Here is a 20,926-nt window from a genome sequence, read left to right as displayed (position 1 = left end):
CTCCCCTGCAACCTGTGGTTCCCCAGCCGACACTGGCAATGCGGCAAGACAATTGCAAGTGGACTAGACGTCAACCTCCAATGTTGGCACATTTAATGCGGGGATCACCAGCCGATATGCGGTGATTAAGCGGGGGACGCATCATGGTTTCAACGACATTGGAACGGTCGGACAAGTTTCGCATCGGCAGGGTTTTCAGCAACAGTTTTGCGGTTATCGGCCGCAATCCGGGTCTGTTGGTCGGACTAGCGGCTCTTTTTTCCGCCCTTCCGGCACTGGTGCTTAACCTTTGGAATTACAGCAATTTTGCCAACATCAATATTGCTAGTCCCGAAACTCTGGCTGTTGCCGATCCCTCGGCGATTCTACGCAACTCGTTAATATCGGTGGCTTTTGGCTTGATATATCTTGTGCTGGCTTTGTTGTTTCAATCATCACTGGTGAGGGCGACGATAGAAGACTTGAACGGCAAGCGCCCGGCAATCGGTGACTGCATCCAAATAGCTTTACGCTGCATATTCCCGACGCTTGGGATCGGGCTGGTGGTCTTTTTCGTCATGGTCCTCGGGGTTGTTGCGATTGCCGTCGCAGGGCTGATTATCCCGATCTTCGGGACGATCATCGCGTTCGTGATGCTGCTTGTTCCCGGCATCATGTGGTTGCTTGGTATATCGGTTTCCGTACCCGTGCTGATCCAGGAGCGCCTTGGCGTGTTTGGCTCGATGTCGCGGAGCCGCGCCCTGACGAAGGGCAGCCGCTGGTCACTATTCGGCCTTTTGCTGATTCTGTTCTTGGTGGCGATTGCCTTCCAAATGGCATTCGCTTTGGTGTTTGGATTGGCTTTCGCCCTTACCGGCAGCCTCTCGACCGTTGGCCTGATTGTGGGCGCGATTGGAAGCGCCGTTGTGTCAACGGTCGTGTCGACGGTAATATCGGTTGCCATCGCCGTTAGCTATGTCGAGCTGAGACAAATCAAGGAAGGCACCAGCGTCGAAGACTTGGCGGAAATCTTCTCGTAGCGGCAAGGGATTTGCTGCCTTCATCGCGTCAGGATCGGTCTGGACTGGATAGGTAATATCGTGGCGTCAATAACGCTGGAACAGCCCGACAAATTTCGCATCGGCAGGGTTTTCAACGACAGCTTTGCCGTCATCGGACGCAATCCCGTTCTTTGCCTAGGGCTTGCCTTGATTTTCTCCGCCCTGCCGAGATTCGTATTTGCGCTCTGGTTCAGGAATACCGTTACGAATGTCGAGCATGGCGGCCCGGAATTCTCGGTTCAACGGGTCGCGCTCACGGTGGTTGGCGCGATCGGCTATATTGTCCTCATGTCCTTGCTGGAGGTGGCTTTGACGCGCGCTGCCATCGAGGATTTGAGCGGCAAGCGGCCGTCGATGCGTGATTGCATCGGGACGGCCGTGGCACTCCTGCTGCCGGCAATCGGCATTTCGCTGATTGTCAACATTGGCTTCACAGTCGGCCTCGTGCTGCTCGTCGTTCCGGGATTTTTGTTGTTGGTTCTCTGGGTTGTAGCGATACCGGTTCTGATTCAGGAAAAACTGGGGGTATTCGCGAGTTTGGGCCGCAGCCGCGATCTTTCCAAGGGCAGCCGTTGGTCTCTGCTCAGTCTCTGGTTCCCCCTGTTCGTAGCTTTGGTCGCAACAAATTTCACGTTGGGCCGCGTCCTATCCCACTTAGGCATTCCGCTCGTGTTCTTCCTGGACGCTCTGGCGCGCGCGGTCGAGCAAGTCGTGTTTTCCGTTGCCATCGCCGTCAGCTATGTCGAGCTGCGTCAGGTCAAGGAAGGCACCAGCGTCGAAGAGCTGTCGCAGATCTTCTCCTAAGGACGGTTCGCCCGGCTTTTCATCGACGGCTCGGCTCTCGCGTTGCGCTCGAGCAGCCGAGCTTGTTCACAAACCCTGTGTCTGCGCCGGTAACGCTGCGGCCAGCCGCTTCGCCCATTCTTCGATGCCGGAGCGGCCCGCCAGCAGGTCCTGCCTGATCTCGATGAGGACGGCCTGAATGCCGCGATCGTCGCCATGGACCGGTATGGCGTAGTCGCCGTCGCGGCTGATCGCATAAGGCTCGTTTGCCGCGGCGTTGAGCGCACCGTCGGCGCGCAGGCCGGCAAGCACTGCCTGGCCGAAATCGACTGCCCGGTCGTAAAGCACGCCGGCGTGCCAGGGCCGCGCAATGCCGAGGAAGACCGGCGTGAAGGAGTGGACCGTCGCGATGCGCGTCGGTCTGCCCTGCTTCGCCCGGTCGTCGAGATGGGCGGCCACGCGGTCATGAAACGGCGCGAACATGATTTCGGCACGCCGGCTTCGCTCCTCCGGATCGAGGCCGACATTGCCGGGGATGCCGGTGTCCTCCGATAGCACCGGAATGCTGCCGCTGGAACCAAGCGGCCGGTTGAGATCGATCAAAAGCCGCGAATAGGAGCTGAGGAAAGCCGGAGCATCGAGCAGCTTCGACAGAAGGCGGGTCACTGCGGCGGCGCCGATGTCCCAGGCGATATGGCGCTGCAAATGGCGGCTGTCGAGACCGAGCCGCGCATACTCGGCCGGAATATGATTGGACGCATGCTCGCATATCAGAACGATATCGGAACGCCCCGTTTCGTTGATAGCTTCGACCGCTGGAAGCCAACCTTCCGGTAGGATGGCGTTGGCAACCGGCTCAGCCATCAATACAGCGTCCGGTAGAGATCGCAGACCGCCACTGGGTCGAGACCGGCGAGGCGCTCGGTCTCATGCCGCTTAAGGCCGACAAAAGTCTCGACGAACACCGGCGCGAACCATCCGGTGACGGTCTTGTCGGCGACGAGCGCGTCGAGTGCCATCGGCAGCGTTTCCGGCAGCCGCACGAGGCCAAGCTTCTTGCGCTCGGCAACGCTCATCTGTATCGGGTCGCCCGAGACCAGCGGCGGCGCCGGCAGCTTGGCTTTCAGCCCCTCCAGCCCGGCGCGCACGATCGCCGCCAGCGACAAATAGGGATTGCCGGTGGCGTCGGCCGCCCGGTATTCGATGTTGTACTGCCGCGCCGGATCGCGCCCGCCGATCGTCACCGTCGGGCAGATGCGCAGGCTCGCCTCGCGGTCGCGATCGGCAAGCCAAGTGTAGGACGAGCTCCAGCTATGCGGCTTCAGCCGGTAGTAGGACGACACACTCGCCGCCGTCATGGCGGTGATCGCGGGCAGGTGGCGCAGCACACCGGCACAGAACGAAGCGGCACGGCTGGAAAGGCCGCCCGGCTGGGCCGGGTCGTAGGTCGCCGGTTTGCCGGCGTCTTCGACGAAACTGAAATGGATGTGGACGCCGTTGCCGACGGCATCGGGAGCGGTTTTGGGCGCGAAGCTCGCCCGCCAGCCGGCGCATCGCGCGACTTCGCGCGTGATCTCGCGGATGGCGACGGCGCGATCGGCCGAGGCAAGCGCATCGGCCGGCTCGCACGTCACCTCGAACTGGTCGGTGCCGAACTCGGCGATTACCACTTCGGGCGCGACGCCGGCCTCCGCCAGCGCCGCCATAAGATTGGCGGCAAACGGATCGGCGCGGCGCAGTGCGGCCAACGACATCGAATGAGCCGGTGCGAAGTCGCCCTCGATATGGAATTCATGCTCGAAGGCGGCGATGACGGAAAGCCCGGTTGCCGCCTTCAACTCCGCCAGCGCATCCTTGAGCATGGTCCGCGTACAGCCGACCCACGGGCTGCCGTCGAGTTCGACGATGTTGCCGGCGACCATGTCGAAAGGCGTCGCCGATCCGGTCAGCGCCGTGCGGAACCGCGCGTTGAGATCGGGAACGAGCCGCACATCGCCTGACGAGCCCCAGGGATTGGGATCGACGATGGAGTTGAACGGCGTCAGCGACAGATTGGCCTGCAGCCAGCCGACGCCGGTCGCGGCGATCTTCTGCAGCTTGCTTTCGACGACCGAGCGGCCGCGCGTGATCGCCGAAAGATCGGTGGTGACGACGGCAACCAGCGGTTCGACGGTCGATGTCATGCAGCTTTTCCCAAGGCTTCGAAACGGCCCGTAACGGTGGCGGTATCAGTGACCCAGCAATAGCCACCGAAAGCCTCGAGCGCGCCGTCATGACGCTCCTGCGAGGCGGCGGCGCAGGCATCCGATACGCAGGTGACGAGATAGCCGCGATCGGCGGCATCGCGCACCGCCATGTCGACGCACTGGTCGGTCATGATGCCGGCGACGATCAGATAACGCACTCCGAGGTTTTTCAAGACATAGTCGATGTTGGTCGAGTTGAAGACGCCCGACGATGTCTTCGGCAGCATGATCTCGTCGCCGACCGGCGCCAGCGACGGCACCGGCAGGCCTTCCGGCCGGCTCGGCGCGATATGGATCGGCGTCAGCTTGTGGTCGAGCGAGCAGTCGCGGCCGTCTTCGGTCAGGCTCTGGATGATCGTGTGGATCACCTCGACGCCGTTGGCCCGCGCCGCCGCCAGCAGGCGCTCCTGGTTGGGGATCGTTTGCGACGCCGTCTGCCGGTAGAAATAGTGATCGGGACCGCGCTCCGGATGCGCCGGATCGGCACCCGGCTCCAGCCAGACCCGTTGCATGTCGACCAGCAGCAGCGCGGTTTCGCCAGCCCGGAACGGCTCGTTTCGTTTCGGCAGTGATGGCGTCATGCTTGGGGGTCCTGTGTTGCTGACTACAATCCGGCTGATTTAGCTGATTTTGGTCCACGCGTCCTGCGTCGCGGACACACTTATTGGGAGTATTCGAAGTCTCTAATTTAAGATAAGCTTTGTTTTCGGGCGTGGAGACGGGGGGTCTGTGTCATGATCGATTCAGATGTGTTCGACTTTGTCGAACGCTGCAGGAAACATACAGCTACCGGGCCGCTGCTGGGCGACCTTCTCGAGACCGTGAGGAATCTCGGCTTCGAGCACCTTATCCTGAGCGGGGTGCCGCTCGGTGGGCAGAAGCTTGCACCGATGGTCGAACTGAATGGCTGGCCGGCCGGCTGGTTCGAACGCTATGTCGAGGCCGAGCATGCCGCGGCTGATGGTGTTTGCATTTACTCGGCAAAGACCCTGAAGCCGTTCCTGTGGTCCGAAGTCCCGGCAAAGTGGTCGGATACGGAAGGCTCACGACGCGTTGCCGGTGAGGCGACGGAGTTCGGCATCTGTAGCGGCTTCGCCGTACCGATGCTCAGCGTTCACCATTGGCAATCCGTGCTGTCGTTTGCCTCTTCCGCGAAGGCCTGCACCCTGTCGCCGCGCCATCAGGTGCAACTGGTGACCATGGCGGTATACGCGGGCATGTCGATCCAGGCCTTGGCGAATGACGATGACGACCACGAGGGCGTGCTGACCGACCGCGAAAAAGAAGTGCTCTTGTGGGCCGCGGCCGGCAAGACCTCATCGGAAACCTCGCAGATCCTTGGCCTGACCGAGCGCACGGTCAAATGGCACTCGACGCGGGCCCGCGAGGCTTTTGGCGTCGGCACGACCACGCAGGCGGTCGTCGAGGCGGTGCGCCGGCGTCTGATCCATCCCTAATCGCGTCAACTGTCCCATCGGACAGGTGACGTATATTAGCGCGACTGCGAGTATCCCTGCGAGAACGATCGGGGGATCGCGCCATGATAACGGCCCACGTAGTCAATGCGCATAACAAGCATCTCTACGAAAACGAATTCGACGAGTTTCTGCGCCGCCGGCACGACTTCTTCGTGCACCAGAAACATTGGCGCCCTCCGAGCCCGGACGGTCGCGAGCTAGACCAATTCGATACCGACGCGGCGACTTACCTGCTTGGTATTGAAGATGGTCGCGTAGTGACTTCGGCTCGATTGATCCCAACGAGCGAGCCGCACATGGTCTCGGAGGTTTTTTCTCACATGTGTGAAAAATCGGGCGTCCCGAGGCGTCCCGACTGGGCCGAATGGACCCGCACATTCGTCGTTCCCGACAAACGAACTGCCGGACTGAGGGGCACGCTGACGCAGCTGTGCTGCGCGGTGATGGAGTACGCTCTCGACGAGGGCCTCAGCGCCGTCGGCGGCATCCAGGAAACCTACTTCATGCCCCACCATGGCGCGCTGAAGTGGCGCGCCGAGCCGATGGGCATGGCCAGGGAAGAAAACGGCGAATGGTATATCGTCGCGTATATCGAGGTGAATGAGGCGGCGCTCGCGAGCGTTCGGAAGATCTTGGGGTTCGAGCAGAGTCTGCTGGTTCGGCGGGGGACGCAATTGCCGTTCCTCCCAAAAACCAGCGATATCATAGAGTTTGCTTCGTGACCGGTTGAAGCCATGGGACGTGTGGTTCGGCTATCTGCCGCCGCTGGCGGTTGATGCCACGACCCTGTCGGCACACACGATCGGCGGCAGCAGGCATCTAACATCGCCGAAGATAACGCTTGGCCCAGAGGGATGTAATATCGCGCTTATTTTTTAAAGGAGATGGCAATGAGCGGTCGTTTTGTAGCGTTTATCTTAACTATGGGGCTAATGATCGGTTCTGCGGCCGGCCAAACGGATGCGCCTCCTCTTACATCGAGCGAAGCCAGCGCATCTATTGCACTTCCATTGAAAGAGAAAACTGACGGTTCGCTTGACGTATTGTCGCCAGAAGCGGTACTTACCTCGGGTGCAATTTGGCTGCATTCCAAGGGAAAAACAGATTGTTATTATCTATATGACGAGCATTACTACGAAACTAAAACAACCACGGGTAAAGATATTAACAGCCAACCGGTGAATGTTGACTCGCTAACCCTGCACTTTCAGGTCGGGGGCGACTCGGGAGACCAAACGTGCAACTCTACATCAATCTGTGCCAAAACGATTAAGGAATATAATATGTACTGTCGTACGCCTCGGTGTGTTTACGCGACAGCCACGGTGAACGGATCGACCTGGAGCACGACGAAGGCCTGCTGGTAGGGGTTACTACCCGTACTTCTCTCCACGTGCCCATCCAGGGTAACGTCCCAAGCTTATCGATATGGTCGAACAGTGAAAGGGTGCTTTATTGGTCACTTATCTTGGGGGTCATCGTCGCTCTTCAGCCAGCGTGATCGGGTGCTTGCTCTTTTTTTTGATGACACTAATTCTTACATTGGGCGCTGGTTTGCTTTGTCCGCCGACGGCTGCGGCCCAGTCCCCTCGCTTTTCACAAACCTGCCCTGCACTCTCATTCGGCGATTGCGCGCAGTTCCAAGACTACTGGGACCACGCAACGATGTCACAACATTACGACTGCCCCTTTCCTAGTGCCGCTAAGCAGTGTTGGGATAGCAGCGGCTATATAATTAAAGGTTGCCACGCGAGCCCGCTAGGGCTGGACTTCATAGCAGCGCATGACATTTTCTCGGATCTGTTTAGAAAGGCGTATGCCGCCGGAGAGTTCAGCAGGGCGCCTGCCCTAATGTATATCTGGGAGGACGTAGATGCAACCTTGATGGATATTTTATATCCCATATCAAATCGGCAGCAGATAGAGGCAGACGTGTCGGCATTAACTCTTAAAGACGCAATCGCGATAGCTACAATCGCAGTGAAATACTCTTCTGATTTTCCACCTGTCTTGAGGATTTTGTCGACAATAGCTATCAATGTTTCCGCATGCACAGATCTAGAGAGACGAATTCCCGGTTTTGTGCGGACAGTCCTGTCACAGGCGATGACGTTGGCCGGAGTCTGGTTGGTGGAAGGCCCCGTAGGCGATCCTGTGGATACCAATCTTGTTTACGATGGCCCTGTCGACATGCATTTCAATGCAGCGCGAGCCGACTGCGGCGGGAGCGCGGCGCGCCCGACAATTCTCTTTCAGGGCGATCGTAAGGACGGGACTAGTTTCAGTTATCAGCTTGACGTTGGGGGCAACCCGATAGCGTTCACGGGCAATCGCGTCAAGGTAACATTGATAAAGAAAACCGCGGATTGGACCCGGTATCTTTGTGCTGCCGGGACGATTTCTATTAATAACTGATTTAGCGATAGACATGCGAAAAGGTCTGCTGATGAATTGGTACAAACTGGCCAAGGTGGGGTGGTTCATTGGCTGCACCGTTGCCTGCTTATTGTCATCCGCCCGCGCAGACGATCTGACCGACCGCGATGTACTTTGGCGACAAAATGCCTTCCTCTGCGCTATAGCCTCTCCGACGTTCCCGTCCAAGGAAATCGTGGGTCAGCCCCTGGACTGCGACGATGGTGACATGACTCTTTTCAATGGCCTGCTTTGCGCCGCTGGAGAATCAGAGGGATGTGATGCAGTCGCGCGTTCCCAGGGGACCAATGGTCGATGGTGGCGGTCTCCGCGGCGGATTGGTTGGGAGGCGCCTGCTTATGACGTATCGTTCTCTCCTGACCAGTCGTTGGGGGTATTGCTATATTCTGTTCAAACCGGTGATGCTGTAAGATTCTCACGTTGGTTATCCTGGTTAGAGGCGAATCGTCCATGTCTCGCTAAGGTCGGCGGCACGTGTGTCCAATTAGGTTGGCTGCGCTTCTGTACAGACGATCCAGATAAGCGCTGCACACTTCGCCCAGCCGATTGTGTTCGCATCGAGGAAGTAGCGCGGAAACTCAGCGTCGATGGCACGCTGTGCAGGCGCATCATGCGCGAACTTCATATGCCAGAAGATGTACTCCTGCCCCTTGGCGAATTTCTAATTGGCGCCGCAACTGTCGATGATCCAGGCTATCCTCAACATCTGGTGGGTGTCGACATAATGCTCGCCAGACGACTCGACGTGGATCTTAGCAAAGTCGATCAAGCCGCAGCTATTCTTTTTGGGCGCACGTCCGACAACGCGTTCTTTCGCTATCTTTATGAAGGCGCGACCCAAGAAGTCAAAGCAGACGCTCTCACGACATGTCCAGCTCCCGACCGCCTGTCCATCAATCGATTTCAATGGACTTGGGAGCGTGAGACAAAGGCTAACTCGTGGGCAGAAAGCATGTATTGGGAGTGCATTTTTCTTGGCGATTTACTCCGTCAATGAAAGCGGGCGGTGCGGTCGGTCCGCCGAACCATTCAGGGGGATACAAAATGCAGCGGCTATTATTAATGACACTCGTCTAGCGGCGGCGAACGGCTTCGCGGTGGCCGAGGAATACATCGACGTTGAAACTGCCAAGCAGACAGGCCGCACCGCCTTCGGCGAGATGGTAGCGTATCTCAAGGCGCATCCATCCGTTCGCGTGGTGCTGGTCGAGAAGACCGACCGGCCTTATCGCAACCTCAAGGATCGGGTGACGGTCGACGAACTGGACGTGGCATCTGGCCGACCGAAACGCCGCTGGGCTATCGCAACATCACCGGCCCGGACGGCAAGAAGAATCATCGCCGTCGATCCAGCGCTCTCGCCGGTCGTGGCGCGGCTGTTTGACTAGTATGCGCGCGGCGACGTTTCGTTGAAGGAAGCGGCGCGCAAGGCGCACGCGGCGGGTCTGGTCTATCCCAAGAGCGGCGCAAAGGTGGCGCGAGGAGCAGAGCCGCTGCCACCGCGAGATCGAACGGCTTCTTGACCTCGCCCGGAACGCGCAAAGCCTGTTCTCGGCGCAGGAACCGCGCGAAAAACGCCGGTTGCTCAACTTCGTGCTATCGAACTGCACCTGGGAGGATGGCGAAGTGGTCGCTACGTTCCGCCAACCCTTTGACATGCTTGCGAAAACCTTAACTGCCGCTGCAAACTTTGGGCCGGACGAGAGAGCCAAATTGGCGAAAAATGAGGTTTGGCTGGGGAACTTGGATTCGAACCAGGACTAACGGGGTCAGAGTCCGTGGGTCTACCGTTGACCTATTCCCCAGCAGGCGCGGTTGTTGAAAACCGCGCGGGCAGGGCGACGATGTCGCCGCGCGTGCCTTGTAGCCGCCGCCGGGATTACGGTGACGGTGCATCATTTTCCTTTCGCCGCGTGCCTCGTTTTCCGGGTTTTCACGGCTTTGCCGATTTGCCTGGCGATGCTCTCGGCCCCAGGGGCGCATTGAAAACCGCGCCATCGGCGACGCGGCAATACTCGATGAGCAGTTCTTGTGAAACCATAGTCTTTCGGACGTGAAAACGCTTTGGCTCACCCGTACGGTGCCGGCGATGCGGCAGACCGGGAACGCGGGCAAGGTGCACCATGCGGCGGGAGCCACATGGTAAACAGTGCACTCACCGTAATTCTGATCTATACTCCGGACATCGGCCCGAACGCCTACGGCAAGCCGAAGGGCTGGATGAAGCGCTTGATAGAGTTCTCTTTGTAGTCATGGGGCGATGTTAAGATGTTAGCCTCCGACCTGACGAAATTTATCGAGCAGGATCATCTGGCTCTGGATGCCTTCGTAAAGGGCGATCCTGAGCCCTTGAAAAACCTCTACTCGCGACAGGACGACGTCATTATTGCCAATCCCTTTGGCCCGCCGGCGAAGGGATGGAGAAAGGCCGCTGAGACCATGGAACGGGCCGCCACCAATTACCGGCACGGCAAGGCCATCGGCTTTGAGCGCATCTCGGAGTATGCGACAGCCGACTTGGGATACATCATCGAGGTCGAGCGGCTCCAATCCAAGGTCGGCGGTGGCAACAAACTGGTGCCGATTGCGCTTCGAGTCACCACCATATTCCGGCGCGAGGAAGGCACGTGGAGGATCGTCCTTCGTCATGCCGATCCGATAACCTCGGCACGCCCGCCGACGTCCATTGTCGGGGAGTAGAAGGGTTGCCGGAGAGGTTTTAGGAACTACGGTGACAGTGCACCATTTTTCTTTTCGCCGCCTGCCTCGTTTTCCGGGTTCTCACGGCTTTGCCGATTTGCTCGCCGATACTCTCGGCCCACGGGCGCATTGAAAAACCGCGACATCGGCGACGCGGTAATGCTCGATCAGCAGTTCTTATGGAACACATAGTCTTCGGAGTCTTCGGACGTGAAAACACTTTGGCTCGCCGGTACGGTGCCGGGGAGACGCGGCAGACCGGGAACGCGGGCAAGGCTTCGTTGATCAGCGGTATTCCGGGGAACAGATGCAAGCGAGCGCATCTATTTTCCTTCAAACGCCGTTACGAACCCGTTCCGAATTGGTCAGGGCTTCGCCGAGGCGGCCCACCGCTTGTTTCAGTGCCTTTTCCGCGGAATCGGTTAGCGATTTAGCGCCGCCCTCGCAGAGGACACCTGCATCGCCTTGTGCATTTCCCTGACCTTCCACAGTTGAACCGAGCAATCGACCTTTTCGACCGTCAACAGTTATCGAAGCAACCAAGTCAACATCGGTTTCTATGCCGGCAGACCAAAAACCTGGTACAACCCGCAGTCGGGCATTCATCTCTTCGCCTTTGACCATAATCATCCCACGGCTCTTACGCTCCGCGAGGCCAGCGGCATCGACTGGCTGATCCACGATCTCGAGTTCTGTGACGAGGGATTCCAGCGTCTTGCGGACAGATCCGGAGAAACCGCTTCGCATATCGATCGGGTAACTGTGAGCGGCGCAATTTAGATCCGAAGGCTTGATCGATCTATTTAGCGCGGCGGAGTCTATAAACAGCAGATATTTTCCAGGGAGCTTTTCGCCGTAGCTCGAATAAACGTTATAAGCGGCGATTGGCATTGGCTCGGCTTTATATTGACAGCCGGCAAGCGCAAATGCGGCCGCAAAAACGGCCAACTTTCTATATTTCATCCCCAGCCCTCCCCAGGCAAAGGGAAGCATCGCGCAAGATCACCGCAGACGCAAGCATCGCCCTACACAAGTGTCGGGCAAAATCGTGTCTATGTTATTGAAAGAGAATCAACTGGCTGGGGAACCTGGATTCGAACCAGGACTAACGGAGTCAGAGTCCGTGGGTCTACCGTTAACCTATTCCCCAGCAGGCGCTTGTCGCGCAGGGTGGGCCGCCAGGCAGCCGCGCGGCCCTTGTAGCCGCCGCCGGAAAATAGTCAACCCTGTGTTGGGGTTCAATCGTCGGCTTCCGGTGCTTCAACTCTCGCTGCGGCTGTATTGCGAGTGCTCGAAGAATAGCACCACGCCGAGCGCGATCAGCAGCGGGATGATCAGGTAGAACAGCCGGAACACCAGCAGCGCCGCCAGCACGCCGACCTGGTCCATATGTGACAAGCCCGCGAGAAACACCACCTCGAACACGCCCAGCCCGCCCGGCGCATGCGAGATCTGCGCGATCGAGAACGACACCAGGAAAACGCCGAGCACGATGAAATAGCCGGGATTGCCGGTGGCGGGCAGGGCGAAGAAGATGATCGCCGCCGCCGCCAGCAGTTCGATCGGGCCGACCAGCAATTGCCGCGCCACGATCGGCAGCGCCGGATAATGCAGCTGAAAGCTGCCGATCCTGAGTGGTCTCAGATGCAGCCAACTGCCGAATATGTAGGCCGCCACCACGAGCAGCATGGCGAGCCCTGCTGCTTGCGACAGCCGGTGATGCGGCGTGCCGGAAAACCGGTCGATCACGTCGGGCTCGAGCAGCAGGACGATGCTTGAGACGAACAGCGTCGACAGCACGAAGGTGATCCAGCAGATCGCCACCAGAATGCCGACGTCCTGCCCGGTCAGGCCCCTGGTGCCGTAGGCGCGGTAGCGGATCACCGCACCGGAAAACACCGAGCCGCCGATATTGTGCGACAGCGCGTAGGTGGTGAACGAGCAGAAGGTGACGAACAGCCACGATACTTTCTTGCCGATGTGCAGCAACGCGATGTGGTCGTAGCCGGCGAGCGAGGCATAGGCGATGACCGAGCTCAGCGCCGCCAGTACCCAGCCGCGCGCCGGGATGGCGATTATGCCGGCCCAGACATCGTCAAGCGAGATGCCGCGCAATTCGTGCAGCAGCAGCCACAGCGAGAACACCACCGCGGCGATGCCGATGACGGGCCAGAAATAGCGCCTCCAGTTCATGGCATGACGATCATGCGTTGCAGCCCGTACCGTTTTCCGGTTCGCAGCAGGCAAACCGCCCGCGTTGCCGAATGATTTACCCTCCATTTCAGAAATGCCTCATTGAAGCCGGCTATTCAACCGGGAAGGCGCGTTGTGGCGCTCGCGCCTTCCCTTCTCCCAAGGGGACAAGGGCTCACCGACGTCGCCGCCTTCACGCCGCCGGCAAAATTCGCCGCGAGCGCTCTTGGTGATCCGGCCGTGCGCTGATAGTCTGGCGGCAACTTGAACATGTAAAAGCGCCTGCTGCGTCCGGTCTCCGGTTCGCGCGGTGCCGGAAGGAACGACAGTGGAAGACCACGACGCCGGCGCTGGCGCGCCGGAAGTGGGCGTGTCCAGGGGTTCGCCGACGCCGTCCGGCCAGGCAAGCCCATCCACCGGACGCTACGGCCGTCAGGTGCAACCCTGGTCCGGCAATGGACAGGCTGGCGACACGTCCCACGATCACAAGGGTCAGAACGGCCCGCATCAGAACGGCAAACCCAAGAAACGGCGCAAGCGCCGGCGCGGGCGCAAGGTTTTCGCACGCGACGAGACTCGTCCGCTGGCGGCCGGCGCTTCGGTGCCCGCCGCCAACGAGGCCCCGGCCGCGCGCCCGCCCCAGCCAGCGGCTTACGCGCCTCCGCCCTCAGCTCCGCCAAGGCCGGGGCAAGGTGCCCGCACACCGCCGCCGCTGCAGGAATTGCCGGTGTTTGCCGCGCTCGATCTCGGCACCAACAATTGCCGGCTGCTGGTCGCGGTGCCGACGCGCCATGGCCAGTTCCGCGTCATCGATGCCTTCTCGCGCATCGTCAGGCTGGGCGAGGGCCTTACCGCCAATGGCCGGCTCGGCGACGCCGCAATGGACCGCGCGGTCGAGGCGCTGAAGATCTGCGGTGACAAATTGCGCAACCGCAAGGTCAGGAAAGCCAGGCTGATCGCCACCGAGGCCTGCCGAACCGCCGCCAATGGCGTCGAGTTCCTCGAGCGCGTCGAGCGCGAGGCCGGCCTGAAGCTCGAGATCATCGACCGCCAGACCGAGGCGCGGCTGGCGGTGTCGGGCTGCGGTTCGCTGGTCGAGCGCGACACGCAAGGCGTCGTGCTGTTCGACATCGGCGGCGGCTCGTCCGAAATCGCGCTGATCGACCTCACCGGTCAGCGCTCGCCAAGGCTTGCCAACCATATCGTCTCGTGGACGTCGCTGCCGGTCGGCGTCGTCTCGCTGGCCGAGCGTTTTGGCGGCCGCACGGTGACACGCGAGATCTTTGGCGCCATGGTCGAGGATGTCGCAATGCGGCTGCGCGCCTTCGACGGGCGTGATCGGCTGAGCCACCTCCTGGCCAGCCCGAAATTCCATTTGCTCGGCACATCGGGCACTGTGACGACGCTGGCCGGCGTCCATCTCGATCTCGAACGCTATGACCGCCGCCGCGTCGACGGGCTGTGGATGGATCGCGACAGCGTCGACCGCATGGTCGAAAAACTGGTCGGCTGGGATTTCCAGCAACGCGTCGCCAACCCTTGCATCGGCGCCGACCGCGCCGACCTGGTTCTGGCCGGCTGCGCCATATTGGAGGCGATCCGCGCCGTCTGGCCGTCGGAGCGGCTGCGTGTCGCCGACCGCGGCCTGCGCGAGGGCATATTGAGCGAATTGATGGCCGATGACGGCGTCTGGCGGCGAGGCAGAGCATGATCCCGAAAAGTGGCTGCCGGTTTTCGGACAAGATCATGCTCAAACAAGCAATCAAGCAATGACCAAGAAACCGGAAAGACCGAGCTCCGCCGGCATTCGCGTGCTGAAGACGAAGATCAAGAAGAAAAGCGGCCTGAAGGAATCGTCGCGCCGCTGGCTGCAGCGCCACATCAACGATCCCTATGTCCAGCGCTCGAAGGCCGACGGCTATCGCTCGCGCGCCGCCTACAAGCTGATCGAGATCGACGACAAGCACCATCTGCTCAAGCCAGGCATGAAGGTGATAGACCTTGGCGCGGCACCCGGCGGCTGGTGCCAGGTCGCCGCCGCGCGTACCAAGTCGACCGCGGAACACCCGAACGTCGTCGGCATCGATTACCTCGAGATGGACGCCGTGCCGGGCGCGCCGGTGCTGCTGATGGATTTCCTCGATCCGCAGGCACCCGAAAAGCTGGCCGAGACGCTGGGCGGCCAGCCCGACATCGTGCTCTCCGACATGGCCGCACCGACCACCGGCCACAAACGGACCGACCACATCCGCACCATGCATCTGTGCGAGGTGGCGGCCGATTTCGCGCTGTCGGTATTGAAGCCAGGCGGACATTTCCTCGCCAAGACGTTTCAGGGCGGCGCCGAGAACGAATTGCTGGCGAAACTCAAGCGGAATTTCCGCTCGGTCCATCACGTCAAGCCGCCGGCCTCACGCGATGAGTCGGTGGAGCTTTATTTGCTGGCGAAGGATTTTAAGGGGTAGCGCCCTTTCCTTCTCCCCTTGTGGGAGAAGGTGGCCTCGCGAAGCGAGGTCGGATGAGGGGTGTTCCAGCTTGGCAACACGCTTGCAGTTATCATCGCCTCATTTCTTCCAACACCCCTCAACCGTCTCGGCGCTGCGCGCCGATCCACCTTCTCCCACAAGGGGAGAAGGGAAGGGGTCCTCAACTCCCCGGCGGGCTCACCGGCTCCAGTGTCTTCGGCGGCGTCAACCGGCCATGTCCAGACACGGCATTGCCGGCGTCCGGGGCCAGCCGCATGAACGACAGCGAGGCTGCCGCCGACACCGCCGCTACGATGAAGAAGGCGGTGTGGAAGTCGCTCAGCGTCAGCGGGCCACCATGGATCTTGGTTGACACTTCCAGGATGCCGCCGGCCAGCGCCACACCGAGCGCGATCGCCAACTGCTGGAACACCGCGGTGATCGGCGTCGCCTTGCTGGTGTCGGCGGCCGAAATCTCGGCGTAGGCAAGCGCATTGATGCCGGTGAAGAACATCGAGCGGATAAAGCCCCCGGCGAGCAGCATGGCGAGGATCAGCCCGTAGGGCGTGTCGGGTGTGAACAGACCGTTGATGGCGATGGACGCGGCAGCGATGAGCGAGCCTGAAATCAGCACCCGGCGGAAGCCGGCGACCCTGAAGATCAGCGCGGTGACGAATTTCATGCCTATGGCGCCGATTGCCGAGACGAAGGTGATCATGCCGGACTGGAACGGCGTCAGCCCGAAACCGATCTGGAACATCAGCGGCAACAGGAAAGGTACGGCACCAATGCCGATGCGGAACAGTCCGCCGCCGAGCACCGACGAGCGGAACACCCGATTGCGAAACAGCTCGAGCGCCAGCAGCGGGTTCTTGGCGCGGCGCGCGTGCAGCAGGTAAAGCACCGCCGATGCCAGCCCGACGGCAACGGTGATAAAGCCGGCGACTGGCGGCAGAGCCGGCAGGCTGACCACCGACAGGCCGAACACGATGCCCGATGCCGCCAGCCCGCTCAGCACGAAACCGATGAGATCGAGCGGCGGCGTCTGCGCGGCGTCGGTCTTCGGCAGGAAACGCGTGGCCAGCCAGATGCCGATCAGCCCGATCGGCACATTGATCAGAAAAATCCAGTGCCAGGAAAAATAGGTGGTGATGAAGCCGCCGACCGGCGGGCCGACCAGGGGGCCGACCAGAGCCGGGACAGTCAGCCACGACATGGCGGCGACGAGCTCGCTTTTCGGCGTCGCGCGTACCAGCACCAGGCGTCCGACCGGCGTCATCATGGCGCCGCCAATACCTTGCAGGAAACGTGACACCACGAAAGCCGGCAGCGAATTGGAAATGGCGCACGCGACCGAACCGACGATGAACACGGCGATCGCGGCGCGGAAGACATTCTTGGCGCCGAAGCGGTCGGCCATCCAGCCGCTGATCGGAATGAAGATCGCCAGCGATACCAGATAGGCGGTCAGCGCCAGCTTGAGCGCGATCGGGCTGGTGTGGATGTCGATGGCGATCGCCGGCAACGATGTCGCAATGACGGTCGAATCCATGTTTTCCATGAATAGAGCGACCGCCAGGATAAGCGGAATGGTGCGGTTCACGATGGATCCGGCCTTGAAATGTGCGTCGCGATTGCTTGCCGGCCCTGGGGGCCAAACCGACAGGTAGGGCGGTTATCATGGTTTGGCCCGGATGTCGTATTAATTTGCTGTCACGTTTGTGCGACCGCAAGTCCCGCAGCCCCTGGGGCAAAATGCAGCTTCGCCACTACACAACCATCGGCTTTTCAACGGCCACGGGACGTGTTACGAGCCAGCGCCAATCCTGAAAGGGAAGAAGACGAGTCGGCGCTGTCCATCCAGGGCGAGCGCCTTTCCTGCATTCCGAGGGCTGGCCATGGCAAAAATCATCGAGACGTCCACCGGCGCATTGGCGCTGACCTTTGACGACGTGCTGCTGCAGCCGGGTCATTCCGAGGTCATGCCCGGCGAGACCGACATCCGCACCCGCATCGCCGGCGACATCGACCTCAACGTGCCGATCCTGTCGGCCGCCATGGACACGGTTACCGAGGCGCGGCTCGCCATCGCCATGGCCCAGGCCGGCGGCATCGGTGTCATCCACCGCAATTTCTCGCCGGCCGAACAGGCCGAGCAGGTGCGGCAGGTGAAGAAATTCGAGTCCGGCATGGTGGTCAACCCGGTCACCATCGGTCCCGAGGCGACGCTTGCCGATGCGCTGGGTCTGATGCGCACCTACAGCATTTCGGGCATTCCGGTGGTCGAGAACGGCGGCACCGGCGGCCACACGGTCGGCCGGCTCGTCGGCATCCTGACCAACCGCGACGTCCGCTTCGCGTCCGATCCGGCGCAAAAGGTCTATGAGCTGATGACCCGCGAGAACCTGATCACGGTCAAGGAGAACGTCGATCAGGACGAGGCCAAGCGGCTACTCCACCAGCACCGCATCGAGAAGCTTGTTGTGGTCGATCGGGACGGCAATTGCGTCGGGCTGATCACGGTCAAGGACATCGAGAAGTCGCAGCTCAACCCGCACGCCACCAAGGATGCGCAGGGGCGCTTGCGCGCAGCCGCCGCCACCAGCGTCGGCGATGACGGTTTCGAACGCGCCGAGCGCCTCATCGACGCCGGCGTCGACCTTCTCGTGATCGACACCGCGCACGGTCATTCGCAGCGCGTTCTGGATGCGGTGACGCGGGCCAAGAAACTGTCCAACTCGGTTCGCATCCTGGCCGGCAACGTCGCCACCGCGGAAGGCACCTTGGCGCTGATCGATGCCGGCGCCGACGCGGTCAAGGTCGGCATCGGACCAGGCTCCATCTGCACCACCCGCATCGTCGCCGGCGTCGGCGTGCCGCAGCTCTCGGCGATCATGTCGGCGGTCGAGACGGCGCAGAAATCCGGCGTTTCGGTCATTGCCGATGGCGGCATCAAATATTCGGGCGATCTCGCCAAGGCGCTGGCCGCCGGCGCAAGTGCTGCGATGATCGGCTCGCTGCTGGCCGGCACGGACGAGAGCCCGGGCGAGGTCTATCTGCACCAGGGCCGCTCGTTCAAAGCCTATCGCGGCATGGGCTCGGTCGGCGCGATGGCGCGCGGCTCCGCCGATCGTTATTTCCAGGCCGAGGTACGCGACACGCTGAAACTGGTCCCGGAAGGCATCGAAGGGCAGGTGCCGTACAAAGGACCTGTGTCTGGCGTGCTGCACCAGCTTGCAGGCGGCCTGAAAGCCGCTATGGGTTATGTCGGTGGCCGCGACCTTGCCGATTTCCGCGAGCGCGCCACTTTTGTGCGGATATCCAATGCCGGACTTCGTGAAAGCCACGCCCATGACGTCACGATTACCCGCGAAAGCCCGAATTATCCTGGCGGAGCCTGACCGTCATGCGTCTTGGCGCAATCTGACGGCAATGATCCTGCGGCTGTCGCGCCACGCGGCCGCACTCTGTGTCGCCACCGTGGTGGTTTTCATCATCATGACGGCGATGGAGTTCCTCTATTTTCGCCGATTGAGCGGCGGTCTGCCGTCGCTCGACATGCGCTATACCGGTTTTACCCCGGATGAGGGCATGGCCTGGCTAACAGCCCTCGGCCGGCGCGGCAGCGAAATTATTCTCGTCTGGCATTACCTGACCTTCGACCTGCTGTTTCCGGCGCTGCTGTCGCTGACGATGGTCAGCCTGATCCTGGCCACGGGCCGGCGGCTGAAGAATTTCCGTGCACTGCCTGCGCAAACCCAGTCGATATTCGCGGTTGTGCTGGTGCTGCCCTACCTGCTTACCGACTATGCCCAGAATATCGCCGTAGCTCGTCTTTTGTCCGATTTTCTGTCGGCCAATCCGGATTCGCTATCCTTCGCCTCGGCGCTGATCGTCACCAAATTCGCCCTACTGGCGATACCAGTGACCGTCACTGCGGCTTTCACTCTGATGGCTCAGAAACGGTCTTGAAGGCTGGGTGACAGAGACAGGGGGCATCTTGAACCAGACCGCGATCTTCTGGCCGATGCTGGCGCAGGTGCTGCTGGTCTATATCGTCTATATCGTAATGGGCCGGCGCCGCTATGGTGCGGTCAGATCGGGCGAAGCCAAGACCGGTCAGTTCAAGACGCGCTCGACGGAGCCTGGTTCCAGCGTCACCGTCGCCGACAATCTGAGCAACCAGTTCGAACTGCCGGTGCTTTTCTACGTCTTATGCTTGACGCTGCACGTGACCAATGGCGTCAATTACCTGACCTTGGCACTGATGTGGATCTTTGTCGTCTCTCGCTATTTTCACGCATCGGTCCACTTGACCAGCAATCAGCTAATCCTGCGCAGCAGGGCATTCTACCTGGGCGCGGTGGTTCTCGCACTTGGCTGGATATGGGTGGCGCTGCATCTGCTCGGCTTGGTCTGAGCAGATCAAGGCTGCACGTCGAACACAGCGATCTTGCGCTTGTCGAACCTGATGGCGAGTTCACCGCGCACAAGCTTGAGCGCGGCCTCGCCGAAGACGGCGCGCCGCCAGCCTTGCAATGCCGGCACGTCGGCTTCCTCGCCCTCGGCAGCGATGCGGTCGATGTCGTCACTGGAGGCGAGTACCTTGGATGCGACGCCCTCCTTTTCGGCAACGATCCGCAGCAGCACCTTCAGCAACTCCGCCGCGGCGCTTGACCCCTCCGGCGGCTGGAAGCTCTTCGGCAGCTTCGGCATCTCTTCCCTGGGCAGGGCAAGGGCAGCGTTTACCGCGCCAAGCAGTGCCGTCGCCGTCGACGAGCGCTCCCAGCCCTTCGGCGTGGTACGCAGCTTGCTCAGCGCCGCAGCGTCGCGCGGCGCCTGCTGCGCCACTTCGTAGATAGCATCGTCCTTGAGCACCCGGCCGCGCGGCACGTCGCGCTCGCGCGCTTCGCGTTCGCGCCAGGCGGCCACCGCCTGCACGATCGCCAGTTCCTGCGGCTTGCGCAGCCGCATCTTGAGCCTCTTCCAGGCATCCTCGGGATGCGGATCGTAGGTCTCGCGCGAGGTCAGCACGTCCATCTCCTCGTTCAGCCAGTGGGCGCGGTTTTCCCGCACCAGCTCGGCGCTGAGATGCTTGTAGACCTCGATCAGGTGGGTGACGTCGGCGAGCGCGTAGTCGAGCTGCTTTTCGGACAGCGGACGGTGGCGCCAGTCGGTGAAGCGCGAGGACTTGTCGAGCCGCGCTCCGGTGATGCGCTGCACCAGCTGGTCGTAGGAGACGCTGTCGCCGAAGCCGCAGACCATTGCCGCGACCTGGGTGTCGAACACCGGATGCGGCACCAGATCGCCGAGATGCACGATGATTTCGATGTCCTGGCGCGCCGCATGGAAGACTTTGACGATCGCCTCGTTGGACATCAGCCTGAAGAACGGTTTCAGGTCGATGTCGGGCGACAGCGGATCGATCAGCGCGGTCACCCCGGGCGCTGCCATCTGGATCAGGCACAGGATCGGCCAGAAGGTCGTTTCGCGAATGAATTCGGTATCGACGGTGACGAATTCCGCCTTTTCGAAAGCGGCAATAGCGGTCTCGAGTTCTTTCTGGGTGGTGATGACGTGCATCA

Annotated in this window: 21 protein-coding genes and 2 tRNA genes; 14 read left to right on the top strand and 9 right to left on the bottom strand. The window is 60.9% G+C overall.

The window, feature by feature from the left end; genetic code table 11:
- Nucleotides 1-143: 143 nt before the first annotated feature.
- Together NKH60_RS17745 and NKH60_RS17740 are read left to right on the top strand one after the other, a co-directional pair.
- Nucleotides 144-1,019: a DUF7847 domain-containing protein gene (locus NKH60_RS17745; RefSeq protein ID WP_352501475.1), complete on the top strand. Its 876-nt coding sequence runs from the start codon at nucleotides 144-146 to the stop codon at nucleotides 1,017-1,019.
- 60 nt (nucleotides 1,020-1,079) lie between these two features.
- Entirely contained in the window at nucleotides 1,080-1,844 is a 765-nt protein-coding gene (locus tag NKH60_RS17740) for a hypothetical protein (protein ID WP_352501476.1), read from the top strand.
- 66 nt (nucleotides 1,845-1,910) lie between these two features.
- Here NKH60_RS17740 and NKH60_RS17735 read toward each other — a convergent pair whose 3' ends face one another.
- Genes NKH60_RS17735 through NKH60_RS17725 form a run of 3 tightly spaced genes read right to left on the bottom strand, consistent with a single transcriptional unit; the run spans nucleotide 1,911 to nucleotide 4,650 of the window.
- Complete coding sequence (locus tag NKH60_RS17735) at nucleotides 1,911-2,687, bottom strand: N-formylglutamate amidohydrolase (RefSeq protein ID WP_352501477.1); 777 nt, start codon at nucleotides 2,685-2,687, stop codon at nucleotides 1,911-1,913.
- The gene (locus NKH60_RS17730; RefSeq protein ID WP_352501478.1) at nucleotides 2,687-4,006 is read right to left on the bottom strand and encodes a glutamine synthetase family protein; all 1,320 of its coding nucleotides are present in this window, start codon (nucleotides 4,004-4,006) and stop codon (nucleotides 2,687-2,689) included. Before NKH60_RS17730 ends, NKH60_RS17735 begins: the two co-directional genes overlap by 1 nt.
- Nucleotides 4,003-4,650, bottom strand: coding sequence for a cysteine hydrolase family protein (locus tag NKH60_RS17725; RefSeq protein ID WP_352501479.1), 648 nt, complete (start codon nucleotides 4,648-4,650; stop codon nucleotides 4,003-4,005). Before NKH60_RS17725 ends, NKH60_RS17730 begins: the two co-directional genes overlap by 4 nt.
- Before the next feature lie 153 nt (nucleotides 4,651-4,803).
- Between NKH60_RS17725 and NKH60_RS17720 the strand changes: the two genes are divergently transcribed.
- The 6 genes from NKH60_RS17720 to NKH60_RS17695 all read left to right on the top strand — a co-directional run bounded on the left by NKH60_RS17720 (nucleotide 4,804) and on the right by NKH60_RS17695 (nucleotide 9,371).
- The gene (locus NKH60_RS17720) at nucleotides 4,804-5,526 is read left to right on the top strand and encodes a LuxR family transcriptional regulator (RefSeq protein WP_352501480.1); all 723 of its coding nucleotides are present in this window, start codon (nucleotides 4,804-4,806) and stop codon (nucleotides 5,524-5,526) included.
- 83 nt (nucleotides 5,527-5,609) lie between these two features.
- Nucleotides 5,610-6,269, top strand: a complete 660-nt coding sequence (locus NKH60_RS17715) for an acyl-homoserine-lactone synthase (RefSeq protein WP_352501481.1) — start codon at nucleotides 5,610-5,612, stop codon at nucleotides 6,267-6,269.
- A gap of 168 nt (nucleotides 6,270-6,437) precedes the next feature.
- On the top strand, nucleotides 6,438-6,914 hold the full coding sequence (locus tag NKH60_RS17710; RefSeq protein WP_352501482.1) for a hypothetical protein: 477 nt from the start codon (nucleotides 6,438-6,440) through the stop codon (nucleotides 6,912-6,914).
- 484 nt (nucleotides 6,915-7,398) lie between these two features.
- Complete coding sequence (locus NKH60_RS17705; RefSeq protein WP_352501483.1) at nucleotides 7,399-7,962, top strand: hypothetical protein; 564 nt, start codon at nucleotides 7,399-7,401, stop codon at nucleotides 7,960-7,962.
- A gap of 13 nt (nucleotides 7,963-7,975) precedes the next feature.
- Entirely contained in the window at nucleotides 7,976-8,980 is a 1,005-nt protein-coding gene (locus NKH60_RS17700; protein WP_352501484.1) for a hypothetical protein, read from the top strand.
- Nucleotides 8,958-9,371 carry a recombinase family protein gene (locus NKH60_RS17695; protein WP_352501485.1) on the top strand — a complete coding sequence of 138 codons (414 nt, stop codon included), beginning with the start codon at nucleotides 8,958-8,960 and terminating at the stop codon, nucleotides 9,369-9,371. The genes NKH60_RS17700 and NKH60_RS17695 overlap by 23 nt, the downstream gene beginning before the upstream one ends.
- Before the next feature lie 343 nt (nucleotides 9,372-9,714).
- Here NKH60_RS17695 and NKH60_RS17690 read toward each other — a convergent pair.
- Nucleotides 9,715-9,788, bottom strand: a tRNA-Gln gene (locus NKH60_RS17690).
- A gap of 463 nt (nucleotides 9,789-10,251) precedes the next feature.
- Here NKH60_RS17690 and NKH60_RS17685 point away from each other — a divergent pair.
- The gene (locus tag NKH60_RS17685; RefSeq protein ID WP_352501486.1) at nucleotides 10,252-10,683 is read left to right on the top strand and encodes a YybH family protein; all 432 of its coding nucleotides are present in this window, start codon (nucleotides 10,252-10,254) and stop codon (nucleotides 10,681-10,683) included.
- A 333-nt stretch (nucleotides 10,684-11,016) separates the two neighbouring features.
- Here the strand turns inward: NKH60_RS17685 and NKH60_RS17680 are convergent, their stop codons facing one another.
- The 3 genes from NKH60_RS17680 to NKH60_RS17670 all read right to left on the bottom strand — a co-directional run bounded on the left by NKH60_RS17680 (nucleotide 11,017) and on the right by NKH60_RS17670 (nucleotide 12,876).
- The gene (locus NKH60_RS17680) at nucleotides 11,017-11,646 is read right to left on the bottom strand and encodes a hypothetical protein (RefSeq protein ID WP_352501487.1); all 630 of its coding nucleotides are present in this window, start codon (nucleotides 11,644-11,646) and stop codon (nucleotides 11,017-11,019) included.
- A gap of 113 nt (nucleotides 11,647-11,759) precedes the next feature.
- Nucleotides 11,760-11,833, bottom strand: a tRNA-Gln gene (locus NKH60_RS17675).
- Between the two features lie 110 nt (nucleotides 11,834-11,943).
- The gene (locus NKH60_RS17670; RefSeq protein WP_352501488.1) at nucleotides 11,944-12,876 is read right to left on the bottom strand and encodes a lysylphosphatidylglycerol synthase domain-containing protein; all 933 of its coding nucleotides are present in this window, start codon (nucleotides 12,874-12,876) and stop codon (nucleotides 11,944-11,946) included.
- A 328-nt stretch (nucleotides 12,877-13,204) separates the two neighbouring features.
- Here NKH60_RS17670 and NKH60_RS17665 point away from each other — a divergent pair, with 328 nt between their 5' ends.
- Both NKH60_RS17665 and NKH60_RS17660 read left to right on the top strand, forming a co-directional pair.
- Nucleotides 13,205-14,587 carry a Ppx/GppA phosphatase family protein gene (locus NKH60_RS17665; RefSeq protein ID WP_352501489.1) on the top strand — a complete coding sequence of 461 codons (1,383 nt, stop codon included), beginning with the start codon at nucleotides 13,205-13,207 and terminating at the stop codon, nucleotides 14,585-14,587.
- 58 nt (nucleotides 14,588-14,645) lie between these two features.
- Nucleotides 14,646-15,341 (top strand): RlmE family RNA methyltransferase, encoded by a 696-nt coding sequence (locus NKH60_RS17660; RefSeq protein WP_352501490.1) that lies wholly within the window; start codon nucleotides 14,646-14,648, stop codon nucleotides 15,339-15,341.
- Nucleotides 15,342-15,522: 181 nt separating this feature from the next.
- On the opposite strand, the gene NKH60_RS17655 is transcribed toward NKH60_RS17660, so the two are convergent.
- Nucleotides 15,523-16,944, bottom strand: a complete 1,422-nt coding sequence (locus tag NKH60_RS17655; protein ID WP_352501491.1) for an MFS transporter — start codon at nucleotides 16,942-16,944, stop codon at nucleotides 15,523-15,525.
- 295 nt (nucleotides 16,945-17,239) lie between these two features.
- Between NKH60_RS17655 and guaB the strand changes: the two genes are divergently transcribed.
- Genes guaB through NKH60_RS17640 form a run of 3 tightly spaced genes read left to right on the top strand, consistent with a single transcriptional unit; the run spans nucleotide 17,240 to nucleotide 19,761 of the window.
- Complete coding sequence (gene guaB / locus NKH60_RS17650) at nucleotides 17,240-18,742, top strand: IMP dehydrogenase (RefSeq protein ID WP_352458563.1); 1,503 nt, start codon at nucleotides 17,240-17,242, stop codon at nucleotides 18,740-18,742.
- A 31-nt stretch (nucleotides 18,743-18,773) separates the two neighbouring features.
- Nucleotides 18,774-19,313, top strand: coding sequence for a hypothetical protein (locus NKH60_RS17645; protein WP_352472058.1), 540 nt, complete (start codon nucleotides 18,774-18,776; stop codon nucleotides 19,311-19,313).
- A 28-nt stretch (nucleotides 19,314-19,341) separates the two neighbouring features.
- On the top strand, nucleotides 19,342-19,761 hold the full coding sequence (locus NKH60_RS17640) for an MAPEG family protein (protein WP_352501492.1): 420 nt from the start codon (nucleotides 19,342-19,344) through the stop codon (nucleotides 19,759-19,761).
- A 5-nt stretch (nucleotides 19,762-19,766) separates the two neighbouring features.
- Here the strand turns inward: NKH60_RS17640 and rnd are convergent, their stop codons facing one another.
- Nucleotides 19,767-20,924 carry a ribonuclease D gene (gene rnd / locus NKH60_RS17635; protein WP_352501493.1) on the bottom strand — a complete coding sequence of 386 codons (1,158 nt, stop codon included), beginning with the start codon at nucleotides 20,922-20,924 and terminating at the stop codon, nucleotides 19,767-19,769.
- Nucleotides 20,925-20,926 lie beyond the last annotated feature (2 nt).

It is taken from the genome of Mesorhizobium sp. M1006 (genome assembly GCF_040318825.1).
GTDB lineage: Bacteria > Pseudomonadota > Alphaproteobacteria > Rhizobiales > Rhizobiaceae > Mesorhizobium.
Note: the sequence above shows the minus strand (reverse complement) of the source record. Positions and strands in the feature narration are given on the sequence as shown.